This window comes from Ruminococcus sp. (assembly GCF_019417665.1).
Taxonomy (GTDB): Bacteria; Bacillota; Clostridia; order Oscillospirales; family Ruminococcaceae; genus Ruminococcus_C.
This window is the reverse complement of record NZ_DXUU01000025.1, coordinates 1-17,673: the sequence shown is the minus strand read 5'-3', so window position 1 is coordinate 17,673 and position 17,673 is coordinate 1. Positions and strand designations below refer to the sequence as shown.

Here is a 17,673-nt window from a genome sequence, read left to right as displayed (position 1 = left end):
AATTTCAGCTGTCAGGAAGCAATTATAATGTTGAAACAGTAAGGCTGTCCTCGGGGTTAGGAGAAGATCCGTTATCCCAATATAGTACATAGGAACTGCCGGAATAACCCAAGAGCCGGAGTGAATGGATATCTGTTTGGGTTGTGTTTTCTGCGGTTTGAGCGAAAGGAATTGCCCTTTGATTCCGGATAAAGAAGACCAGTTCGTTCAATGCAATGTTCACATAATGATGCCCCTGGGGAAGGATTTCTGTTTGATAATCATTGCATGATTGCATCCGCACCAGCATCATTTCCTCAGGAAGATAAACATATCGCCCCTGCGCATTTTGCTTGTAGACGGGTGCGATCATTAGTTCATTGCCAAGGAGAAGCTGATCTTCCACCTGTTTTGCCGTAAGATCCTCAGGGAAATCAAAGGCAAGGGGTTTAAACATCATTTCATTATTTAATGCTGCCTTTAAGAATTCACTGTAAAGATATGGAATTAAGCTGTAGCGAATCTTGATCATTTCAGCGGCTGCATTGACATTATCAAAGCGATAGAGTTCCTGTTCACGAGTGCCATCTGCGGAGTGATTGCGGAAAAGAGGTGTGAACAAGGAATATTGCAGCCAGCGGAGCATGAGATCCTCAGTTGTGTCACAGCCGAATCCACCTGTATCCGAGCCAATGAAAAGGAAGCCTGCCATATTCAGCGCCGGAAGCTGCTGCATGGACTGGAGAATGTGTGACCACCAGGATTTGTTGTCACCCTGCCAGATGCCGCCGTAACGGTGCGCACCAATATAGGATGACCGGGAGAAAAACAATGTGCGTTTTTCGGGGCAGATCTCCTGCAATGCCTCAAAGGCAGAACGGGTCATATTCATGCCGTAGAGATTATGGATATCGCTGTGCTTTACCATTTGACCGTCTACATTGTGGTAGAATTTGTCGTAATCTCCCATATTTCCGTTCAATCCTGCGACCATTCCGGTGAATGTGAAATATTCATTGATCCCCATATTTCCTGCGGTGAGCTTCTTAATTTCAGCACAAGTATCTGCAAGCCTGTCCTCCGTATAGAAAATGGCAGGCTCGTTCATGTCATTCCAGAAGCCATCGATACCCAGTTTGGTCAGAACGGTATATTTTTTGCCAAACCATTTTCTCGTCTCGGACTGTAAGAAGTCGGGGAAGTGTACTCGTCCCGGCCATACTGCACCGACAAAATCTTCGCTGTCTGCATTCTTGCAGAAGTAATTTCCCCGTACGCCTTCTTCATAAACTTCGTAGCCTTCCTCGATTTTCACGCCAGCATCAATGATAGGAACAAGATGGATTCCCTGTGTTTTCATGTCTTTCACAAGTTTTTTCAAATCCGGGAAGCGCTCTTTGTCAACGGTAAAATCCTTGTAGTGCTCCATATAGTCAATATCCAGATAGATACTGTCAAGGGGAATGCCGGCAGCTTTATACTGCTCTGCTACAGCACGGATATCCTGTTCGTTCTTGTATCCCCAGCGGCTTTGGCCGTAACCGAATGCCCATAACGGTGGAACATAGCTTCTGCCGATAATCTCACGGAATTGCTTGACAATATCCTTTTCGTTTTCACCTGTGATGATATATACAGCAAGATCATTTTGGGCAGCTTTGATCTGCATAACGCTTCTTTTGGTATAACCGATATCAAATTCCATTTTTCCTGCATAGTCGAAAAATGCGCCGAATGTTGCCGCACCACAGACGATGATAAAATTATGCGCACCGTATAGGGAACGGGTATCCTCTTGGTGGTTGGGATTGTCGTAATTCCAGCTGACATATTGCCAGCCTCTTTTGTTGATGCCTCGGATTTGTTCACCCAGACCATAAACGATGTCGTCTTCGGAAAGAGAATATGTAAATCCGCCTTGATTGTCGGTTTCAAAAAACGGCAGTTTATCCGCAGCTGGTTCGATCTCTATGACAACAGCATCGGTGGGAAAGGGGTTCCCGTAGACATATTTTTTTATCATAACAGCACTTCCTTTCAAAAGTCCATTGCAATTTATCCTTCTATATGATATAATACTACAAAACAACACTGAAATCTATTGATATTCTACGATATTCTGATACGATCCTATTTTTAGGAGGTGCTAGTATGAATTATATGTGTTCTAAAGAAAATCGCATTCACAGTTCTGAGATCAAGCCTTTTAGTTATTATCAATGTGTAATTCCCGACCATTTTAACTGTGTTCCCATGCATTGGCACAGTGAGTTTGAGATTAATTATATCCGGGAAGGGTCGGCTGAGTTTATCTGCGGCGAGGAAAAATTTATTTCTGCCGCTGGGGACATGATCATTATCCAGCCTAACGTCATGCATTCTATTTATCCATGTGCCAACACACGGCAGGTTTATGACACTCTTGTTTTCAGCCACAAAATTTTCGGTGGTCTAGACTCCGATCGATATATCAGTGAGTGTATCAAACCTCTGATAAACGGCAGTATGTGGGTGCAAATGCATATTACACCGGAACACCACTATTATACTGAGTTGGAAATGGTTATGGAGAATATTTTCGCCTGTGCAAAAGGCGATACGCCTCAATTGGATATGCTCATGCGTAGTGAACTATTGAAGCTTTTCTGGCTGCTGGAAACGGAAGCGGAAATTGATGCGGATTTCTGCGAATCAGGGGAGATGATCCGTCCTGCTTTGGAATACATTGCCGCCCATTTCCGGGAAGTTATTACCATCAGGCAGCTTGCGGCTGCTGTTCATTTAAGTGAAAGCTATTTTATGAGTCAATTCCAGAAGCATGTGGGACTCAGTGCAGTGGAGTATATTTCCCATTTCCGGATCAATCAAGCATGCAGGGCGCTGATTGGCACGAAAAAGAATGTTCTGGAAATCGCTTTTGACTGCGGATTTCGAAATATTTCTAATTTTAACCGGCAATTCCGGAAGATTACAGGCTGTTCTCCTACTGCGTACAGGAAAAAAATTGTGGAGTCTCAGGAATGAAACGGATAATATAGTACCTCAAACCGGAATTTGTCAAGGTGCTTTGATGAAATTTTGTCATACTAACAGCATTTTTGTATATCGGCAATCTGTCGAAAAGCGTAGTATAGGCAACCAGAGGTATAGATATCTGAAAAAGTGTAAAGATAAGAGAAGGTATTTATCTGCGTAACTTGAGGTAATACCGCACGCAGAACATTTGGCGGCTTTGCACGTCATATGTTTGCAATTTTTCGTTATATTTCATAAAAAATTGTCTGAGTATCTATACAAAAATAATTATGCGATATTGCTTTGAAAATAATACCATTGGTTTGTGCGAAATGCACAATAAATCTAATATATAGTTGGATATTTGTCTGATTTTTTCTTGAAAAGCTTGACAAATTAGTTGGCATATATTATAATACAGACAATTCTTAAATATAAATGTGAAGGGAGCTGTCTGTAGAGATGGCTCCTTTTTGTTTTTTTGGACAAATGAGGTGTATTTGTCCGAACTTTCCGCATTTGCCCGTTGTTGTTTCTCTGAAAATCAGTATAATGATACTTTAGAGGTGTTTAAGAAAGAGGTATGTTATGGGCAAGCAGGAATTCCGTCAATACAATACTGAAAGGAGGGATAGTATGGTTTCAGAGACAGTACAACAGGTACTTTCTGCCGAATCCGATGCCGATGCGCTTCTGACGAAAACACGGATAAAGTGCAGCAAAATCGTAGAAGATGCTGAAGTTTATGCCGACCAGATCTGCAAGGAAAAAACAGAAGCTGCGAATGCAGCAGGTGCGAAGCTTCGTGCAGAAAATCAGGCACGGATAGAGCAGTATTACCGTGCAGCCACTGAGGAATGCGCCCGGAAACAGGCGGACATCCGGCAGAAAGCAGACAAAAACATGGATGCTGCGGTGAAACTGATCCTCAGCCAGTTGTTCGGATGATGGGCGCATCGGAAAGAAAGGATGGTGATGTGACAAATGGCGAAACTAAAGATGCAGAAAATCGAACTGGTCGCACTTTTGACAGACAGCAAAAAAATCATTGAACTGTTGCAGCGGCGAGGCATTTTAGAATTGTGCAATGAAACAGATGACAGTCTTGTCAAAACCAATGTGACCTCAGTGATCTCAGAGTTTGAAAAACTTCGAAATATTGTGGTGCAGTCTCTGGAGGTACTGAATCAGCGGGCGCCGGAAAAAAAGTCTCTGTTGGACAGCTTTTCCGGGAAACGGGAAATGGAAAAACATGAATTCGGCAAAGAGGCAACTCGACTGGAAAAATTCATGCAGACCGCCACAGAAATTGTGCGGAATAATCGTATGATTTTGGAAAATGAGGCGAATCTTGCGCAGATCGGCGTAAAGCTGGACACGCTCAGGCAGTGGACGGCGTTAGATGTGCCTATGAATTTCAAGGGAACTTCTGCAACAGCTTGCTTTATTGGTACTATGCCGGAAAAGATCACAGCGGAGGAACTGGAAACGTTTCTGCCGGAGCAATGCCATGCAGAGATCCTGTTTTCCTCAAAAGAACAGACCAATTTGTTTGTGCTATGCAGCCGCAGTATTGCGGAAGAAGCTTATGAAATTCTCCGGCAGAATGCCTTTACACCGTTGACAGAGGCGGAAAATAAAACGCCTTGTGAACAAAAAGCCTTGCTTGAATTGGAGGTGGAATGTCTCAAAAAGCAGAAGGAGATATGCCTGGAAACCATTCGCAATCGCAGTGGTGAGAGAAGCCGTCTGGAATTTGCCGCCGATTATCTCCAGATGCGGAAGGATAAGTACGAGGCATTGAATGCTCTTGCCTTTACCCGGAGCACCTTTGTGCTGACAGGGTATATACCGGAAAAGTATGCGGATGCCATTGCAAAGGAAATTGATGCCAAATACCATGCGGCGATCCGGTTTTATGCGCCGGAAGAGAACGAGGATGTGCCGGTACTGCTGGAGAACGGCAAGTTCTCTGAACCGGTGGAGGGAATCACGGAAATGTACTCTCTGCCCGGGAAAAAGGATGTGGATCCCACGCCGGTCATGTCGTTTTTTTATTACCTGTTCTTTGGCATGATGCTTTCGGATGCAGGTTATGGCATTGTCATGGTGGTGGGTACGGTCATCGCCCTGAAAAAACTGAAGCTGGAAGAAAATATGCGGAAAACCCTGACGATGTTCCGTAACTGCGGTATTTCCACCATTATATTCGGCGCACTTTTCGGCAGCTGGTTCGGGGATATCGTGCAGGTGGTAGGACGGGAATTTTTTGGGAAAGAAATCGGCAGTATTGCTCTGTGGTTTCAGCCGTTGGACGATCCTATCAGACTGCTGCTCTATTCCTTTGCACTGGGTATCGCACACTTGTTCCTGGGTATTGGCGTATCATTTAAAATGCGCTGGGACGAAGGGAAGAAACTGGACGCCTTTCTGGATACCGTGCCGGTATATCTGACCATTCTGGGCGTCTGCCCTCTTGCGGCGGGAATCCTCACGGATGTGCCAGGCATTCTGAAAACCATCGGAGGTTATGTGGCAATTGTAGGCGTTGCACTGCTGGTACTGACGGCTGGCAGAAGTTCCAAGTCTATTTTTGGAAAATTCTTCGGGGGATTGTATGCCCTTTACAATACTGCAACGGGATATCTCAGTGATATTCTTTCTTATTCTCGTCTGCTTGCCCTGGGACTTGCCACGGGCAGTATTGCAGGCGTGATCAACCTCATCGGTACTATGCCTCAGAATATGGCGGTGAAAGCCATTATGCTGGTTGTGGTATTCCTGGTGGGACACACGGCAAATCTTGCCATCAATCTGCTGGGCGCCTATGTTCATACGGATCGTCTTCAGTTTGTGGAGTTGTTCTCCAAATTCTACGAGGGCGGCGGCAGAGCATTTCATCCGTTAAAAGTCAACAGTCAATATGTAAAATTCAAGGAGGAATCTATCGATGAATAGTATGGGAATCGCATTCGCCGTAGTCGGCGCAGTATTTGCAGCTCTTTTTGCCGGGATCGGTTCGGCAAAGGGCGTTGGCCTTGTGGGAGAAGCAGCAGCAGGCGTTGTTTCCGTGGATCCGTCTAAGTTCAGTAAAGTGCTGATCCTTCAGCTTCTGCCGGGTACTCAGGGTCTTTACGGACTGCTGACCGCCATTCTTATGATGAGCCGTATTGGTATTATCGGCGGTACACCGGCAGACCTGACCCTTTCTCAGGGACTGATGTTCTTTGCAGCTTCGCTTCCCATTGCATTTGTGGGACTGTTTTCCGGTATTGCCCAGGGCAGAGCAGCAGCAGCTGGTGTAGGGATCGTTGCGAAGAAGCCGGATCAGAATGGTAAGGGTATTATTATGGCAGCAATGGTAGAGACCTATGCCATCCTTGCACTTCTGGTTTCCATTCTTCTGATCTACAATATTTCGATCTGATCGGAATGTATTGCTGGAAAGAACGGAGGGATGGAAATGTCAGGGCTGGATAAGATCCTGCAGGAAATTGAGAATCAGGGCAGGCAGAGCGCAGATGCCATGGAAAAAACGGCAATGCGAAAAGCGGATGCCATCCGTGCGGAGGGCGAAAAAAACGCCGATGAAAAATATAACGCTTTGATGCAGGAACATCGTCACGCATGTGAAACGGCGTATACCAATGCGTGTGCATCTACAGATGCAGCAATGCGCCGGGAACTCCTTGCGTGCAGAGTGGAATGCATCAATGCAGCAGTGGAACAGGCTATGGAACAGGCTGCTGCGCTTCCGGATCCGGAATATTTTGCAGTCATCCTGAAACTGGTGGAGAAGCATTTGCAGCCGGGGAATGGTATTCTTTCTTTCGGGGAAAAGGATCTCGCCAGACTGCCTGGGGATTTCGGGGAGACTGTGAACCGTCTTGCCAGGGCAGAAGGGGCATCCATTGCCATTTCGGAGAAGCCGGCTGACATCGAAAACGGATTCCTGCTGCGCTATGGCAAGATTTCAGAGAACTGTAGTTTCCGTGCCATAGCCGAAGCGGAAAAAAACGATATCCGGGATAAGGCAGCTGCCGTTTTATTTGAGGAGTGACCAGATGAGTACTGAATTTGCAAACGCAGTTGCCGCAGTCAGAGCCATGGAAAGCACACTGCTGACCCAGTCAGACATGGAACGTATGGCGGCTGCGGAAAATACCGCTGCCATTGCGGAAATTCTGACCTCCTGCGGCAGAACGGTTCCACGGGACAAGGATGAACTGCTCCGTGCAATGGATGAGGAACTGGAAGCGGTATGGGAATTTCTCAGCGATTATGCGCCGGAAAATCAGGAGCTTGAGATCCTGGTGTATCGGAACAACTTTCATAATCTGAAAGCTGCGCTGAAAGCATTGATTATGGATACAGATGCGCAGCGGCTGTTCCTCAGACCCACTAGTTTATCATTGAACGAACTGCCCGGCATTGTCGCCGCAAAGCACTATGACATGCTCCCGGTATATATGCAGGAGACTGCCATGGAAGCGTATGATATCCTGACAAGAACACTGGATGGTCAGCTTGCGGATGCAGTGCTGGATACAGCAGCATTGCAGGCAATGCAGACGGCTGCGGAACAGCATAAGAGTGAATTTATGCAAAAATACGCCCAGCTCATCACAGTGTGTGCGGATATGAAAACGGCTTATCGATGCAGTATGATGCAGAAGTCAGAGAATTTCTTGGATACTGCCATATGCGGCAGCCGGGAACTGGATAAAACTTCTCTGGTACGTGCAGCTGCGAGAGGTACGGACGCACTGTTCACTTATCTGGGAGGAACACCATATAGTGAGGCGGCAGAGGCGCTGACCATATCTCCGGCACGCTTTGAAAAATGGTGTGATGATGCCGTGATTTCTCTTGCGGAGGAGGCAAAGCTGCAATCCTTTGGCATTGAGCCGCTTGCCGCATATTACCTGGCAAAGGAGACGGAAGTCAAGAATCTCCGGATTCTGCTGGTATGTAAGAGCTGCGGCGCAGTGCAGGAAACGATCACAGAAAGGATGCGAAAACTCTATGTATAAAGCTGCTGTCATCGGTGACAGAGAAAGTGTATGGGGCTTTGCCGCACTCGGTCTGTCGGTGTTTCCGGAGACGGATGCAGGGAAGATCTCAAAGCTGATCCCGAAATTGGCACAGAATGGATTTGCGGTGATCTATATGACAGAAGCCGCTGCCGCAGGAGTCAGTGAAACCATACAGAAATACAGAAATGCAAAGCTGCCGGCGATCATCCTGATCCCAGGGATTACCGGCAATACCGGCGATGGCATGAATAATCTCCATATCTCTGTGGAAAAAGCCGTTGGTTCCGATATATTACGTTAGAAAGGGGTGTCGTTATCTGCATGAGCAGTATTGGCAAAATCGTTAAAATCTCAGGCCCTCTGGTAGTGGCAGAGGGGATGCGTGACGCAAATATGTTTGACGTGGTACGTGTCAGCGGCCAGCGTCTGATTGGTGAGATCATCGAAATGCACGGAGACCGTGCGTCCGTCCAGGTCTATGAGGAAACTTCCGGACTTGGCACAGGAGAAGCGGTGGAATCTGTGGGTGAGCCCATGAGCGCAGAGCTTGGCCCGGGGCTCATCGGTAGTATCTTCGATGGCATTCAGCGTCCTCTGGATGATATCCGGAAAATTTCGGGCAGCAATCTGAAACGAGGTATTGAAGTACCATCTCTGAAACGGGATATCCTGTGGAAATTCACGCCTTCTGTCAAAGTTGGTGATCAGGTGACCGGCGGAGATATCATTGGCACAGTTCCGGAGACAGATCTGGTACTGCACAAGATCATGGTACCTAACGGTGTAAAGGGTACTGTCAAGTCTATTTCTGCGGGAGAATTTCATGTAACAGATACCGTTTGCGTGCTGGAGACTGATAAGGGCGAGCGGGAACTGACATTGCTGCAAAAATGGCCTGTCCGCCGGGGCAGACCATATCAGAAAAAGCTTTCTCCCGAAAAGCCTCTCATTACAGGACAGCGTGTCATTGACTTTTTGTTTCCCATTGCAAAGGGCGGTGTGGCAGCCATTCCGGGGCCTTTCGGCAGTGGAAAAACGGTAACTCAGCATCAGCTGGCAAAGTGGGCAGAGGCGGATATTATTGTCTATATCGGCTGCGGCGAGCGTGGCAATGAAATGACTGATGTCCTCAATGAGTTTCCGGAGCTGATCGATCCGCATACGGGAAAATCCCTGATGGAGCGGACTGTACTCATTGCAAACACCTCGGATATGCCAGTTGCGGCACGTGAGGCATCTGTTTATACGGGGATTACCATTGCGGAATATTTCAGAGATATGGGTTATTCCGTTGCCCTTATGGCAGATTCCACGTCCCGTTGGGCAGAGGCGCTGCGTGAGATGTCGGGACGTCTGGAGGAAATGCCCGGTGAGGAAGGCTATCCGGCATATCTGGGCAGCCGTCTTGCCCAGTTCTATGAGCGTGCCGGCAGAGTGATCTCCAAGGGCAGCGATGGCAGGGAAGGCACCCTTTCTGTTATCGGTGCAGTTTCACCTCCCGGCGGCGATATCTCCGAGCCGGTCTCTCAGGCAACACTGCGTATTGTGAAAGTATTCTGGGGGTTGGATTCCAACCTTGCATACCAGCGTCACTTTCCGGCGATCAACTGGCTGACCAGTTATTCCCTCTATGCAGATATGCTGGCAGACTGGTACAAGGCAAATGTTTCCCCGGACTGGATGACGCTCCGGGCACGTTTTATGGAACTGCTTCACGAAGAAGCGGAATTGAAAGAAATTGTAAAGCTTGTGGGTATGGATGCTCTTTCTCCGGCAGACCGCCTGAAAATGGAAACGGCACGTTCCATCCGTGAGGACTTTCTGCATCAGCTGGCATTTCACGAAGTGGACACCTATACAAGTCTGAAAAAGCAGCTTTGCATGATCCGGCTGATCCTGGCGTTTCATGACGAGGCAAATGCTGCTGCAAAGCAGGGTGCCGATGTGGAGGAACTTTCTGCACTGCCAGCCAGAGAGAAGATCGGACGGTTCAAATATGTGCCGGAAGAGCAGATCGACAGCGAATTCGAAGCGCTGAGTCTGGAAATTTCCACGGAAACCAGTGAGACGGTCAAAGAGGAGGAAGTCTGATGCCGAGAGAATACAGAACCATCGAAGAGGCAGCAGGACCTCTGCTGCTGGTCAAAGATGTAACACATGTGACATACAACGAAATGGCAGAGATCCGTCTCCGGGACGGCGAAAAACGCCGCTGCCGTGTATTAGAGATCGACGGTACCAATGCTCTGGTACAGCTGTTTGAGAATGCGGCAGGCATCAATCTGGAGGAGAGCAGCGTTGTCTTTTCGGGACACCAGATGGAACTGGGCGTTTCGGAGGATATGCTGGGAAGAGTCTTTGACGGATTGGGCAACCCTATCGACAACGGCCCGGAAATTATCCCGGAAATGCGTATGGATGTCAACGGTCTGCCCATCAATCCCGTGGCAAGAAAATATCCTCAGGAGTTCATCCAGACAGGCGTTTCTGCCATTGACGGTCTGAACACGCTGGTTCGGGGACAGAAGCTGCCGATCTTTTCCGCAAGTGGTCTGCCCCATGCAAAACTGGCGGCGCAGATCGCACGGCAGGCAAAGGTACGTGGCAGCAATGAACCCTTTGCGGTAGTGTTTGCCGCCATGGGCATTACCTTTGAGGAATCGGAGTATTTCATCAACAGTTTCCGCAGTACCGGTGCTTTGGATAGAACTGTGCTGTTTATCAACCTTGCCAACGATTCCGCTATCGAACGTCTTGCAACACCGAAAATGGCGCTGACTGCTGCAGAATATCTGGCATTCCAGAAGAATATGCACGTACTTGTGATTTTGACGGATATCACCAACTATGCTGATGCGCTTCGTGAGGTCTCAGCAGCACGAAAGGAAGTGCCCGGCAGACGAGGCTATCCGGGCTATATGTACACGGATCTTGCATCTATTTATGAGAGGGCTGGCAGACAGGAAGGCTCTGACGGCAGCATTACCATGATTCCCATCCTCACTATGCCGGAGGATGACAAGACCCATCCTATCCCCGACCTGACAGGATATATTACCGAGGGACAAATCATCCTGTCCCGTGATCTGTACCGGAAGGGTATCGAGCCGCCTATTGATGTACTACCGTCCTTGTCCCGTCTGAAAGACAAGGGTATTGGTGTCGGCAGAACCCGGGAGGATCATTCGGATACCATGAATCAGCTGTTCTCTGCCTATGCACGAGGCAAGGATGCCAAGGAACTTATGGTAGTACTGGGTGAAGCGGCACTGACGCCTATGGACAGACTTTATGCAAAATTTGCCGATGAATTCGAGAAAAAATATGTCTCACAGGGCTTTGAGAACGATCGGAGCATTGAGGATACTTTGGCAGAGGGCTGGGAACTGCTGCGGCTGCTTCCAAGAAGTGAACTGAAGCGAATTCATGAGGAATATCTGCAAAAGTACTACGACAATCAACCATGAAACGGGGTGAGCTGATTTGGCAAGACTAAATGTAAATCCTACCCGTATGGAGCTGACCAATCTGAAAAGGAAGCTGGCATCTGCCAGAAGGGGACACAAGCTGCTGAAAGACAAACGTGACGAACTTATGCGGCGTTTTATGGAACTGGTTCGGGAAAATCAGCAGCTGCGCACCGAGGTGGAGAATGCCATTTGTCAGGCAAATGCCCATATGGCGGTGGCTGGTTCTGTGATGCAGACTGCCCAGCTGGAGACAGCATTGCTGCTGCCGAAACAGGAGGTTTCTCTGGAGATTCAGGAGCAGAATGTCATGAGCGTGAAGATCCCTGTATTTGAGACGAAGTTCAAGACAAGCAACATCAACGATATTTATGCCTACGGTACAGCCTTTACGTCCTGCGATTTGGACGATGCTGTCCAGGTACTTAGCGAGGTATTTCCGAAAATGATACGCCTTGCTGAAGTGGAAAAGTCTTGCCAATTGATGGCGGATGAGATCGAAAAGACAAGACGCCGTGTCAATGCGTTGGAGCATATCATGATCCCGGACTATGAAGAGACCATCAAGTATATCACCATGAAGCTTTCGGAAAACGAAAGAAGCACGGCGACAGGTCTGATGAAAGTTAAGGATATGGTGCTGAATAAGTCTCATAATTACGCATAGTGTACAGCAAATCAATACAAAGTGAAATGCGATAAAAACGTTTCTGTCTGCTGAAAATGCAGGTGGAAGCGTTTTTTTATTGGCAGTATAAAGGTATGATGGAAAAGCAGCGTAACAAGATGTGTGAATGTTTTCCTTTCTCACGGGTGTACATATGCGATAAGTCAATATGCTCTAGTGACTTTAATATTTCTCAAACAATTCTTAAACAATGCACAAACATAGAGTAGGTATAATGCATACAACAGATGAGAACGAAGCATCTGACAAAAAACATCAACTGGAGGTATTCACGATGAAAAAAGAAAACTTTGTCACTCTTGTAATGTCCACTATCGGCGGACTGATCTTTGCATTGGGTATGTGCATGGCACTGATTTCCGAATGGGATGCGTTCATGCCGGGCATTGTAACAGGAATTGTCGGTGCGGTGATTCTTCTGGCAATGGTCTTTGTCCGCAGAAAAATGACCGGAGCACCTGCTGTCAAACTGAACGGCAAAGCAATTGGGACTGTCATCTATGGTATTGTAGGAGCACTGGTGCTAGGTGTTGGTATGTGCATGACAATGGTCTGGGAAGGTCTGATGATCTGGGGCATTGTAGTAGGAATCGTGGGAATTGTTCTTTTGCTGGGATTGATTCCTATGATCAAAGGTATCAAATAAATTTCAATAAAGTATTTAGGAGGAGCTTACAATGGGAGAATTTTTTAAGAACGCATTCAGAGATATGGCTGAAAGTGCAAGAGCACAGCATGAGGTTGACAAAGCAAATTTTGCAGCGGTAAAAGCGGAATCAAAGGCAAATTTCGAAGAAGCAAAAGCTATGAGCAAACCGTCTGTCAGAAAAGCCGCTGAACAGGCAAAACGTCAGGAACAGATCGATGCAGCAAATGAGAGAATCGCAGAGGCAAATGAGCGTATTGATGTTGCAAAACATCTGGGAAAGTAGTTTGTAATTCTGTTTATTGGAAAAAGCAGCGGGGGGCATTCTTTCCGCTGCTTTTATGGGAGTTTTGGCAATTATTTCAATTTTAACAAGAATGTCATATTTATGTGTTATAATATAGATTAAAAAATATATCGGGAGGTTTCTGTATGAAAACAGCAATTTATTATGGCAAAGAGAATGTCAGAATTGAAGAACGGGATAATCCTGCTTGTGGTGATAACGATATTATAATAAAAAATCTGTACGCCAGCATCTGTGGCACAGATGTGGCAGTGTACACCCACGGACCTAACACAGGACATAAAATCACGATGGGCGAGGAATTCGGCCACGAAATTGTTTCACAAGTTGCAGAAGTTGGCAAAAACGTAAATGGTATTGCTGTGGGAGATATTGTTTACCCCTATCCTCTGCTTGCCACCGGAGATCCCAAACGTGCCGGCACGATCGGTGGATTTTCAGAGTATATTCGTATTCCAAACTGCGTAGTCGGCAAGCAGGTATACAAGGTCAGCGATAAGATTCCCCTGAGAGTCGCTGCGCTGATCGAGCCTTTCACGGTCGGCACAAGAGCCGCAAGACGTTCTAATCCAAAGCATGGCGAAAAGGCAGTTGTGTTCGGTGCAGGAACGATTGGAATCGCAGCGGCAATGGCATTAAAGCAGATTTTCGGATGCAGTCAGGTCATGCTTGCAGACGTTTCGGCGTTCAGACTTGAAAAGGCAAAGGGTCTTGGTTTCCATGCGTGTAATCCGGTAAAGCAGGATGTGCAGGCGGAAATGACAAAAGTGTTTGGCGAGGCACACGGTCTGAGCGAAATGACTGCTGATGCGGATATTTTCATTGATGCTGCTGGTGCGGAAAGTGTATTGGATACCTTTATGAATATCGGCAAGATTGGAAGCCGTTTTGTTGCTGTGGCAGTCAATAATGCACTGAAACAGCTTGATATTCTGCACCTGACCTATGCACAGAAAAGCATTATCGGTTCGGGCGGCTATATGCCGGAAGACGTGCGTGATGTTATGCGTTTGATGGAAAGTAGAGTATACAACATTGAGTCTATCATAACACATGAGTTTCCGCTTACAGAGATTTCAAAAGCAATTGCAACTGCCGCAGATACGGAACATGCACTGAATGTGATCATTAACCATGAAAAAAGCTGATAAAAGGGGACAGCTCAAAGAAATACTTCATGCTTTTCTGTTTCCGCCGCTGTGGGTCGTTATTCTTGCAAGTTTGACAGGATTTCCTTTTGTCATTTTTGCATTAACATGTCTTAGTGAAACAAGTCCGGTTTCCTACATCTCATATGTTCTGTCGGCATACGCATTTACGGTTCTAGTTCTTGCCTTTCCGGAACTCAAATCGAAAATCACCTATCGGTTCAGATACAATCCCATTGTTGACAAGATCAGCAGCCACCCCATAGGAAACCGATACCTCAACGATCTGACCTTCAAAGGCAGCATTTCCCTGCATCAGGGCATGATAATCAACCTGTTTTATGCAGGCTTTAAATTTGTGACGAGTATCCTCTATGGTTCCGTATGGCTGGGTGCAATTGCGGTTTATTATGTCATGCTTTGTGTACTTCGATTTCACCTGATTCTAAACTCACGCAAGGCGGCAAAACTGAATAACAGAAAAGTGAAATTGATACACGAATTCCGCAGCTATCGCAAAACCGGATTTCTTATGTTCCTGCTGAACGGCGCAATGAGCGGTATGGTCATCCAGATGATATGGAAGAACGAGGGCTACGAATATCCAGGATATGTAATTTACATTTCGGCAATGTACACTTTCTGCTCTTTTATTTCTGCAATTATGAATCTTGTAAAATTTCGCAAAGCTGGAAGTCCGATACTGTCAGCTTCAAAGGCAATCAGCTTTGCCGGTGCGCTGATGTCCGTGTTTGCACTGCAAACGGCTATGATTTCACGGTTTGGAGGTGGCGATGAGCAGTTCCGCATGGAAATGAATATTATTACCGGTGCGTTTGTGCTGGGGATTACGCTTTTTGTGGCGGTGTATCTGACCGTACATGGTCAGAGGGCACTGAATAAATTGAAACGGAGACAAACAACATGATAAACATACTGGTTCTGGAAGATGATGCAAAGCTAAATCAGACAGTCTGTACCTATCTGAACGACTGTGGATTTCATGCAAAAGGCTGTCTGAATGCCAACGACGCCTATAACGAAATGTACAACAAGCTTTATGAAATGATCATCTCGGATATTATGATGCCGGAAATAGACGGCTTTGAATTTGCGGAAAATGTACGCCGAGTGAACAAGCATATTCCCATTCTGTTTATGTCCGCAAAGGATGACCTTCCCTCAAAACAGAAAGGCTATCAGCTGGGAATCGATGATTACATGGTGAAGCCGATCGAACTGGATGAACTGCTGCTGCGAGTCCGTGCACTGCTGCGACGGGCAAACATTGAAATGGAACGAAAGCTTGTGGTGGGCAATATGGAATTGGATGCAGACGGTATGAGTGCCACAGTGGACGGCGAAGAAGTTCCCGTTACAACGAGAGAATTCAACATTCTGTACAAGCTGTTGTCCTATCCGAAAAAGACCTTTTCCCGTGCACAGCTTATGGACGAATTCTGGGGTGTGGAATCGGAGACCAGTCTGCGTGCAGTGGATGTGTACATTACGAAGCTGCGGGATAAGTTTTCATCCTGTGATGGATTTGAGATCAAAACCATTCGTGGCATCGGCTACAAGGCGGTGCTGCTATGAGTAGACAGAAAGTTCCGGTGAAACGGTCACGGTTTCCCGTGTCTTTGCTTGTGATTTTCTTTCTGGTACTGCTTCTAATGTCGGGTATACATTTCGGATTGATTGTGCTTGCCAATGAACGGAACTGGAGCAAACTTGTACAAACAATCATTCCTATAATTTACTGGTTTCTTGTGGCATTGGGACTGACCTTGTTCACAGGCTGGCGTGTCAGGAGAAGTTATGAAATTCCCATGCAGAATCTGGCGAAAGCGACTTCAAAGGTTGCCCACGGTGATTTTTCCGTATATGTTCCGACTACGAATACATCGGATAAACTGGACTATCTGGATGTCATGATCATGGATTTCAATAAAATGGTGGAGGAGCTTGGCAGTATCGAGACTCTGAAAACGGACTTTTTTTCTAATGTGTCTCACGAGATCAAAACACCCCTTGCGGTCATTCAGAGTAACGCCGAACTGCTGCAAAAAAGTCGTCTAAATGAAGAAGAACAGAGGGAGTGTACGGAAACTATTCTTCACGCTACAAAGCGTTTGTCTAACCTGATTGCCAATATACTGAAACTGAATAAGTTGGAAAAGCAGGCGATCCAACCTGCACCGCAGCGGTATGACGTGTGCAGACAGCTATGTGAATGTGCATTGCAGTTTGAGAACATCTGGGAGAAAAAGAATATTGAATTTGAAGCTGACTTAGAGGACAAGGCAATGGTAGAGGAGGACGAGGAATTGCTTGCGATTGTGTGGACGAACCTCTTGTCCAATGCCATGAAGTTTACGCCAGACAGTGGTACAGTGACGCTTATGCAAATCTCTGACAAGGAATCCGTGACAGTTTCCGTAGCCGATACAGGGTGCGGCATGGATGCAGATACGATGAAACATATTTTCGATAAATTCTACCAGGGAGACACCTCTCATTCTACGGAGGGAAACGGTCTGGGACTTGCCCTTGTCCAGCGTATCTTACAGCTGAGTGATGGAATGATTACTGTAAAAAGCGAAGTTGGCAAGGGAACTGTTTTTACGGTAAAACTGCCTGTGTCAATCTGCAGGGAGGAGGCAGATGCGTAACATGAAACCGGATTTTGTGGCTTATGAATATAAGGAAATCACTGTGGAAGCAGAAAATGTCTCCATGTATCTGGACTGTTATGAAAATTTAGGCTGGGCAATTGATGAAAACCGCCCTGTAACAGAAAGTGCGAGCCATACAACGATTTATTTAAAGCGTGACAGGCATATCATCAATAAAGCAGAACTGACACGTCTTCAGCGGCACTTTGAAGCTTGTGCAAATGAGATACAGGCACTGGAACATTCCAGGACCTCTGCTGCGACTATATTGGCGCTGATCGTTGGCATTATCGGCACGGCGTTTATGGCAGGTTCTGTTTTTGCAGTGACCCATGAACCGCCGATGATTTTACTTTGTATTCTCTTTGCAATTCCTGCATTTATTGGATGGATTCTGCCGTATTTTTTATATCAGGAAATGTTTCAGAAACGCAGTCAGAAAGTAGAATCGCTGATTGCGGCCAAACAGGATGAAATTGATACTATCTGCGAAAAAGGGCATTCCCTTTTGAAATAGTAACCAGTTGAAGCAGAAAAATGAGATATATTGATAGTTAGGAAAACACTGATTAAATCTTCCTATTGAGCTACAAATATGGTATAATAGAAAAAAGTTTAAGATGAAGTCCAGCTAAGAAAAGTCAATAGTTGTGGAGTAGAGTTTACAAAAAATTCGTAATTGGCAAGAAGGTATAGCAAAGCAGACCTTTGC

The 17,673-nt window shown here is 46.4% G+C and carries 18 protein-coding genes; 17 read left to right on the top strand and 1 reads right to left on the bottom strand.

Features of this window, described 5'->3' with window-relative positions:
• Positions 1–22 precede the first annotated feature (22 nt).
• Positions 23–2,002 carry a TIM-barrel domain-containing protein gene (locus QZ375_RS07975; protein ID WP_295217679.1) on the bottom strand — a complete coding sequence of 660 codons (1,980 nt, stop codon included), beginning with the start codon at positions 2,000–2,002 and terminating at the stop codon, positions 23–25.
• Positions 2,003–2,130: 128 nt separating this feature from the next.
• Here QZ375_RS07975 and QZ375_RS07970 point away from each other — a divergent pair, with 128 nt between their 5' ends.
• From QZ375_RS07970 to QZ375_RS07890, 17 genes are all read left to right on the top strand, one after another.
• The gene (locus tag QZ375_RS07970) at positions 2,131–3,003 is read left to right on the top strand and encodes an AraC family transcriptional regulator (RefSeq protein ID WP_295217677.1); all 873 of its coding nucleotides are present in this window, start codon (positions 2,131–2,133) and stop codon (positions 3,001–3,003) included.
• A 627-nt stretch (positions 3,004–3,630) separates the two neighbouring features.
• Positions 3,631–3,942, top strand: a complete 312-nt coding sequence (locus tag QZ375_RS07965) for a hypothetical protein (protein ID WP_295217675.1) — start codon at positions 3,631–3,633, stop codon at positions 3,940–3,942.
• Positions 3,943–3,978: 36 nt separating this feature from the next.
• The gene (locus QZ375_RS07960) at positions 3,979–5,952 is read left to right on the top strand and encodes a V-type ATP synthase subunit I (RefSeq protein WP_295217674.1); all 1,974 of its coding nucleotides are present in this window, start codon (positions 3,979–3,981) and stop codon (positions 5,950–5,952) included.
• Positions 5,945–6,421: a V-type ATP synthase subunit K gene (locus QZ375_RS07955; protein ID WP_295217671.1), complete on the top strand. Its 477-nt coding sequence runs from the start codon at positions 5,945–5,947 to the stop codon at positions 6,419–6,421. Before QZ375_RS07960 ends, QZ375_RS07955 begins: the two co-directional genes overlap by 8 nt.
• Before the next feature lie 36 nt (positions 6,422–6,457).
• Positions 6,458–7,054, top strand: coding sequence for a V-type ATP synthase subunit E family protein (locus tag QZ375_RS07950; RefSeq protein ID WP_295217669.1), 597 nt, complete (start codon positions 6,458–6,460; stop codon positions 7,052–7,054).
• Between the two features lie 4 nt (positions 7,055–7,058).
• Entirely contained in the window at positions 7,059–8,027 is a 969-nt protein-coding gene (locus tag QZ375_RS07945; protein WP_295217667.1) for a V-type ATPase subunit, read from the top strand.
• Positions 8,020–8,331 (top strand): V-type ATP synthase subunit F, encoded by a 312-nt coding sequence (locus QZ375_RS07940; RefSeq protein WP_295217665.1) that lies wholly within the window; start codon positions 8,020–8,022, stop codon positions 8,329–8,331. Before QZ375_RS07945 ends, QZ375_RS07940 begins: the two co-directional genes overlap by 8 nt.
• Before the next feature lie 20 nt (positions 8,332–8,351).
• Entirely contained in the window at positions 8,352–10,121 is a 1,770-nt protein-coding gene (locus QZ375_RS07935; protein ID WP_295217663.1) for a V-type ATP synthase subunit A, read from the top strand.
• Entirely contained in the window at positions 10,121–11,497 is a 1,377-nt protein-coding gene (locus QZ375_RS07930; protein ID WP_295217660.1) for a V-type ATP synthase subunit B, read from the top strand. Before QZ375_RS07935 ends, QZ375_RS07930 begins: the two co-directional genes overlap by 1 nt.
• 16 nt (positions 11,498–11,513) lie before the next feature.
• On the top strand, positions 11,514–12,164 hold the full coding sequence (locus tag QZ375_RS07925; protein ID WP_295217658.1) for a V-type ATP synthase subunit D: 651 nt from the start codon (positions 11,514–11,516) through the stop codon (positions 12,162–12,164).
• 295 nt (positions 12,165–12,459) lie between these two features.
• Positions 12,460–12,831 carry a hypothetical protein gene (locus tag QZ375_RS07920; protein ID WP_295217656.1) on the top strand — a complete coding sequence of 124 codons (372 nt, stop codon included), beginning with the start codon at positions 12,460–12,462 and terminating at the stop codon, positions 12,829–12,831.
• 31 nt (positions 12,832–12,862) lie between these two features.
• Positions 12,863–13,117, top strand: coding sequence for a hypothetical protein (locus tag QZ375_RS07915; protein ID WP_295217654.1), 255 nt, complete (start codon positions 12,863–12,865; stop codon positions 13,115–13,117).
• Positions 13,118–13,263: 146 nt separating this feature from the next.
• A complete protein-coding gene (locus QZ375_RS07910) occupies positions 13,264–14,286 on the top strand; it encodes a zinc-binding dehydrogenase (RefSeq protein WP_295217651.1) in 1,023 nt (340 codons plus the stop codon).
• On the top strand, positions 14,273–15,214 hold the full coding sequence (locus QZ375_RS07905) for a hypothetical protein (RefSeq protein WP_295217649.1): 942 nt from the start codon (positions 14,273–14,275) through the stop codon (positions 15,212–15,214). The genes QZ375_RS07910 and QZ375_RS07905 overlap by 14 nt, the downstream gene beginning before the upstream one ends.
• On the top strand, positions 15,211–15,882 hold the full coding sequence (locus QZ375_RS07900) for a response regulator transcription factor (protein ID WP_295217647.1): 672 nt from the start codon (positions 15,211–15,213) through the stop codon (positions 15,880–15,882). The genes QZ375_RS07905 and QZ375_RS07900 overlap by 4 nt, the downstream gene beginning before the upstream one ends.
• Positions 15,879–16,958: a HAMP domain-containing sensor histidine kinase gene (locus QZ375_RS07895; RefSeq protein ID WP_295217645.1), complete on the top strand. Its 1,080-nt coding sequence runs from the start codon at positions 15,879–15,881 to the stop codon at positions 16,956–16,958. The genes QZ375_RS07900 and QZ375_RS07895 overlap by 4 nt, the downstream gene beginning before the upstream one ends.
• A complete protein-coding gene (locus QZ375_RS07890) occupies positions 16,951–17,478 on the top strand; it encodes a hypothetical protein (protein ID WP_295217643.1) in 528 nt (175 codons plus the stop codon). Before QZ375_RS07895 ends, QZ375_RS07890 begins: the two co-directional genes overlap by 8 nt.
• The last annotated feature ends 195 nt before the right edge of the window (positions 17,479–17,673 follow it).

Excerpts from the sequence above, each read along its gene's own strand:
- QZ375_RS07975 (WP_295217679.1), bottom strand. The coding sequence starts at position 2,002 with ATGATAAAAAAATATGTCTACGGGAACCCCTTTCCCACCGATGCTGTT.
- QZ375_RS07970 (WP_295217677.1), top strand. The coding sequence starts at position 2,131 with ATGAATTATATGTGTTCTAAAGAAAATCGCATTCACAGTTCTGAGATC.
- QZ375_RS07965 (WP_295217675.1), top strand. The coding sequence starts at position 3,631 with ATGGTTTCAGAGACAGTACAACAGGTACTTTCTGCCGAATCCGATGCC.
- QZ375_RS07960 (WP_295217674.1), top strand. The coding sequence starts at position 3,979 with ATGGCGAAACTAAAGATGCAGAAAATCGAACTGGTCGCACTTTTGACA.
- QZ375_RS07955 (WP_295217671.1), top strand. The coding sequence starts at position 5,945 with ATGAATAGTATGGGAATCGCATTCGCCGTAGTCGGCGCAGTATTTGCA.
- QZ375_RS07950 (WP_295217669.1), top strand. The coding sequence starts at position 6,458 with ATGTCAGGGCTGGATAAGATCCTGCAGGAAATTGAGAATCAGGGCAGG.
- QZ375_RS07945 (WP_295217667.1), top strand. The coding sequence starts at position 7,059 with ATGAGTACTGAATTTGCAAACGCAGTTGCCGCAGTCAGAGCCATGGAA.
- QZ375_RS07940 (WP_295217665.1), top strand. The coding sequence starts at position 8,020 with ATGTATAAAGCTGCTGTCATCGGTGACAGAGAAAGTGTATGGGGCTTT.
- QZ375_RS07935 (WP_295217663.1), top strand. The coding sequence starts at position 8,352 with ATGAGCAGTATTGGCAAAATCGTTAAAATCTCAGGCCCTCTGGTAGTG.
- QZ375_RS07930 (WP_295217660.1), top strand. The coding sequence starts at position 10,121 with ATGCCGAGAGAATACAGAACCATCGAAGAGGCAGCAGGACCTCTGCTG.
- QZ375_RS07920 (WP_295217656.1), top strand. The coding sequence starts at position 12,460 with ATGAAAAAAGAAAACTTTGTCACTCTTGTAATGTCCACTATCGGCGGA.
- QZ375_RS07915 (WP_295217654.1), top strand. The coding sequence starts at position 12,863 with ATGGGAGAATTTTTTAAGAACGCATTCAGAGATATGGCTGAAAGTGCA.
- QZ375_RS07910 (WP_295217651.1), top strand. The coding sequence starts at position 13,264 with ATGAAAACAGCAATTTATTATGGCAAAGAGAATGTCAGAATTGAAGAA.
- QZ375_RS07905 (WP_295217649.1), top strand. The coding sequence starts at position 14,273 with ATGAAAAAAGCTGATAAAAGGGGACAGCTCAAAGAAATACTTCATGCT.
- QZ375_RS07900 (WP_295217647.1), top strand. The coding sequence starts at position 15,211 with ATGATAAACATACTGGTTCTGGAAGATGATGCAAAGCTAAATCAGACA.
- QZ375_RS07895 (WP_295217645.1), top strand. The coding sequence starts at position 15,879 with ATGAGTAGACAGAAAGTTCCGGTGAAACGGTCACGGTTTCCCGTGTCT.
- QZ375_RS07890 (WP_295217643.1), top strand. The coding sequence starts at position 16,951 with ATGCGTAACATGAAACCGGATTTTGTGGCTTATGAATATAAGGAAATC.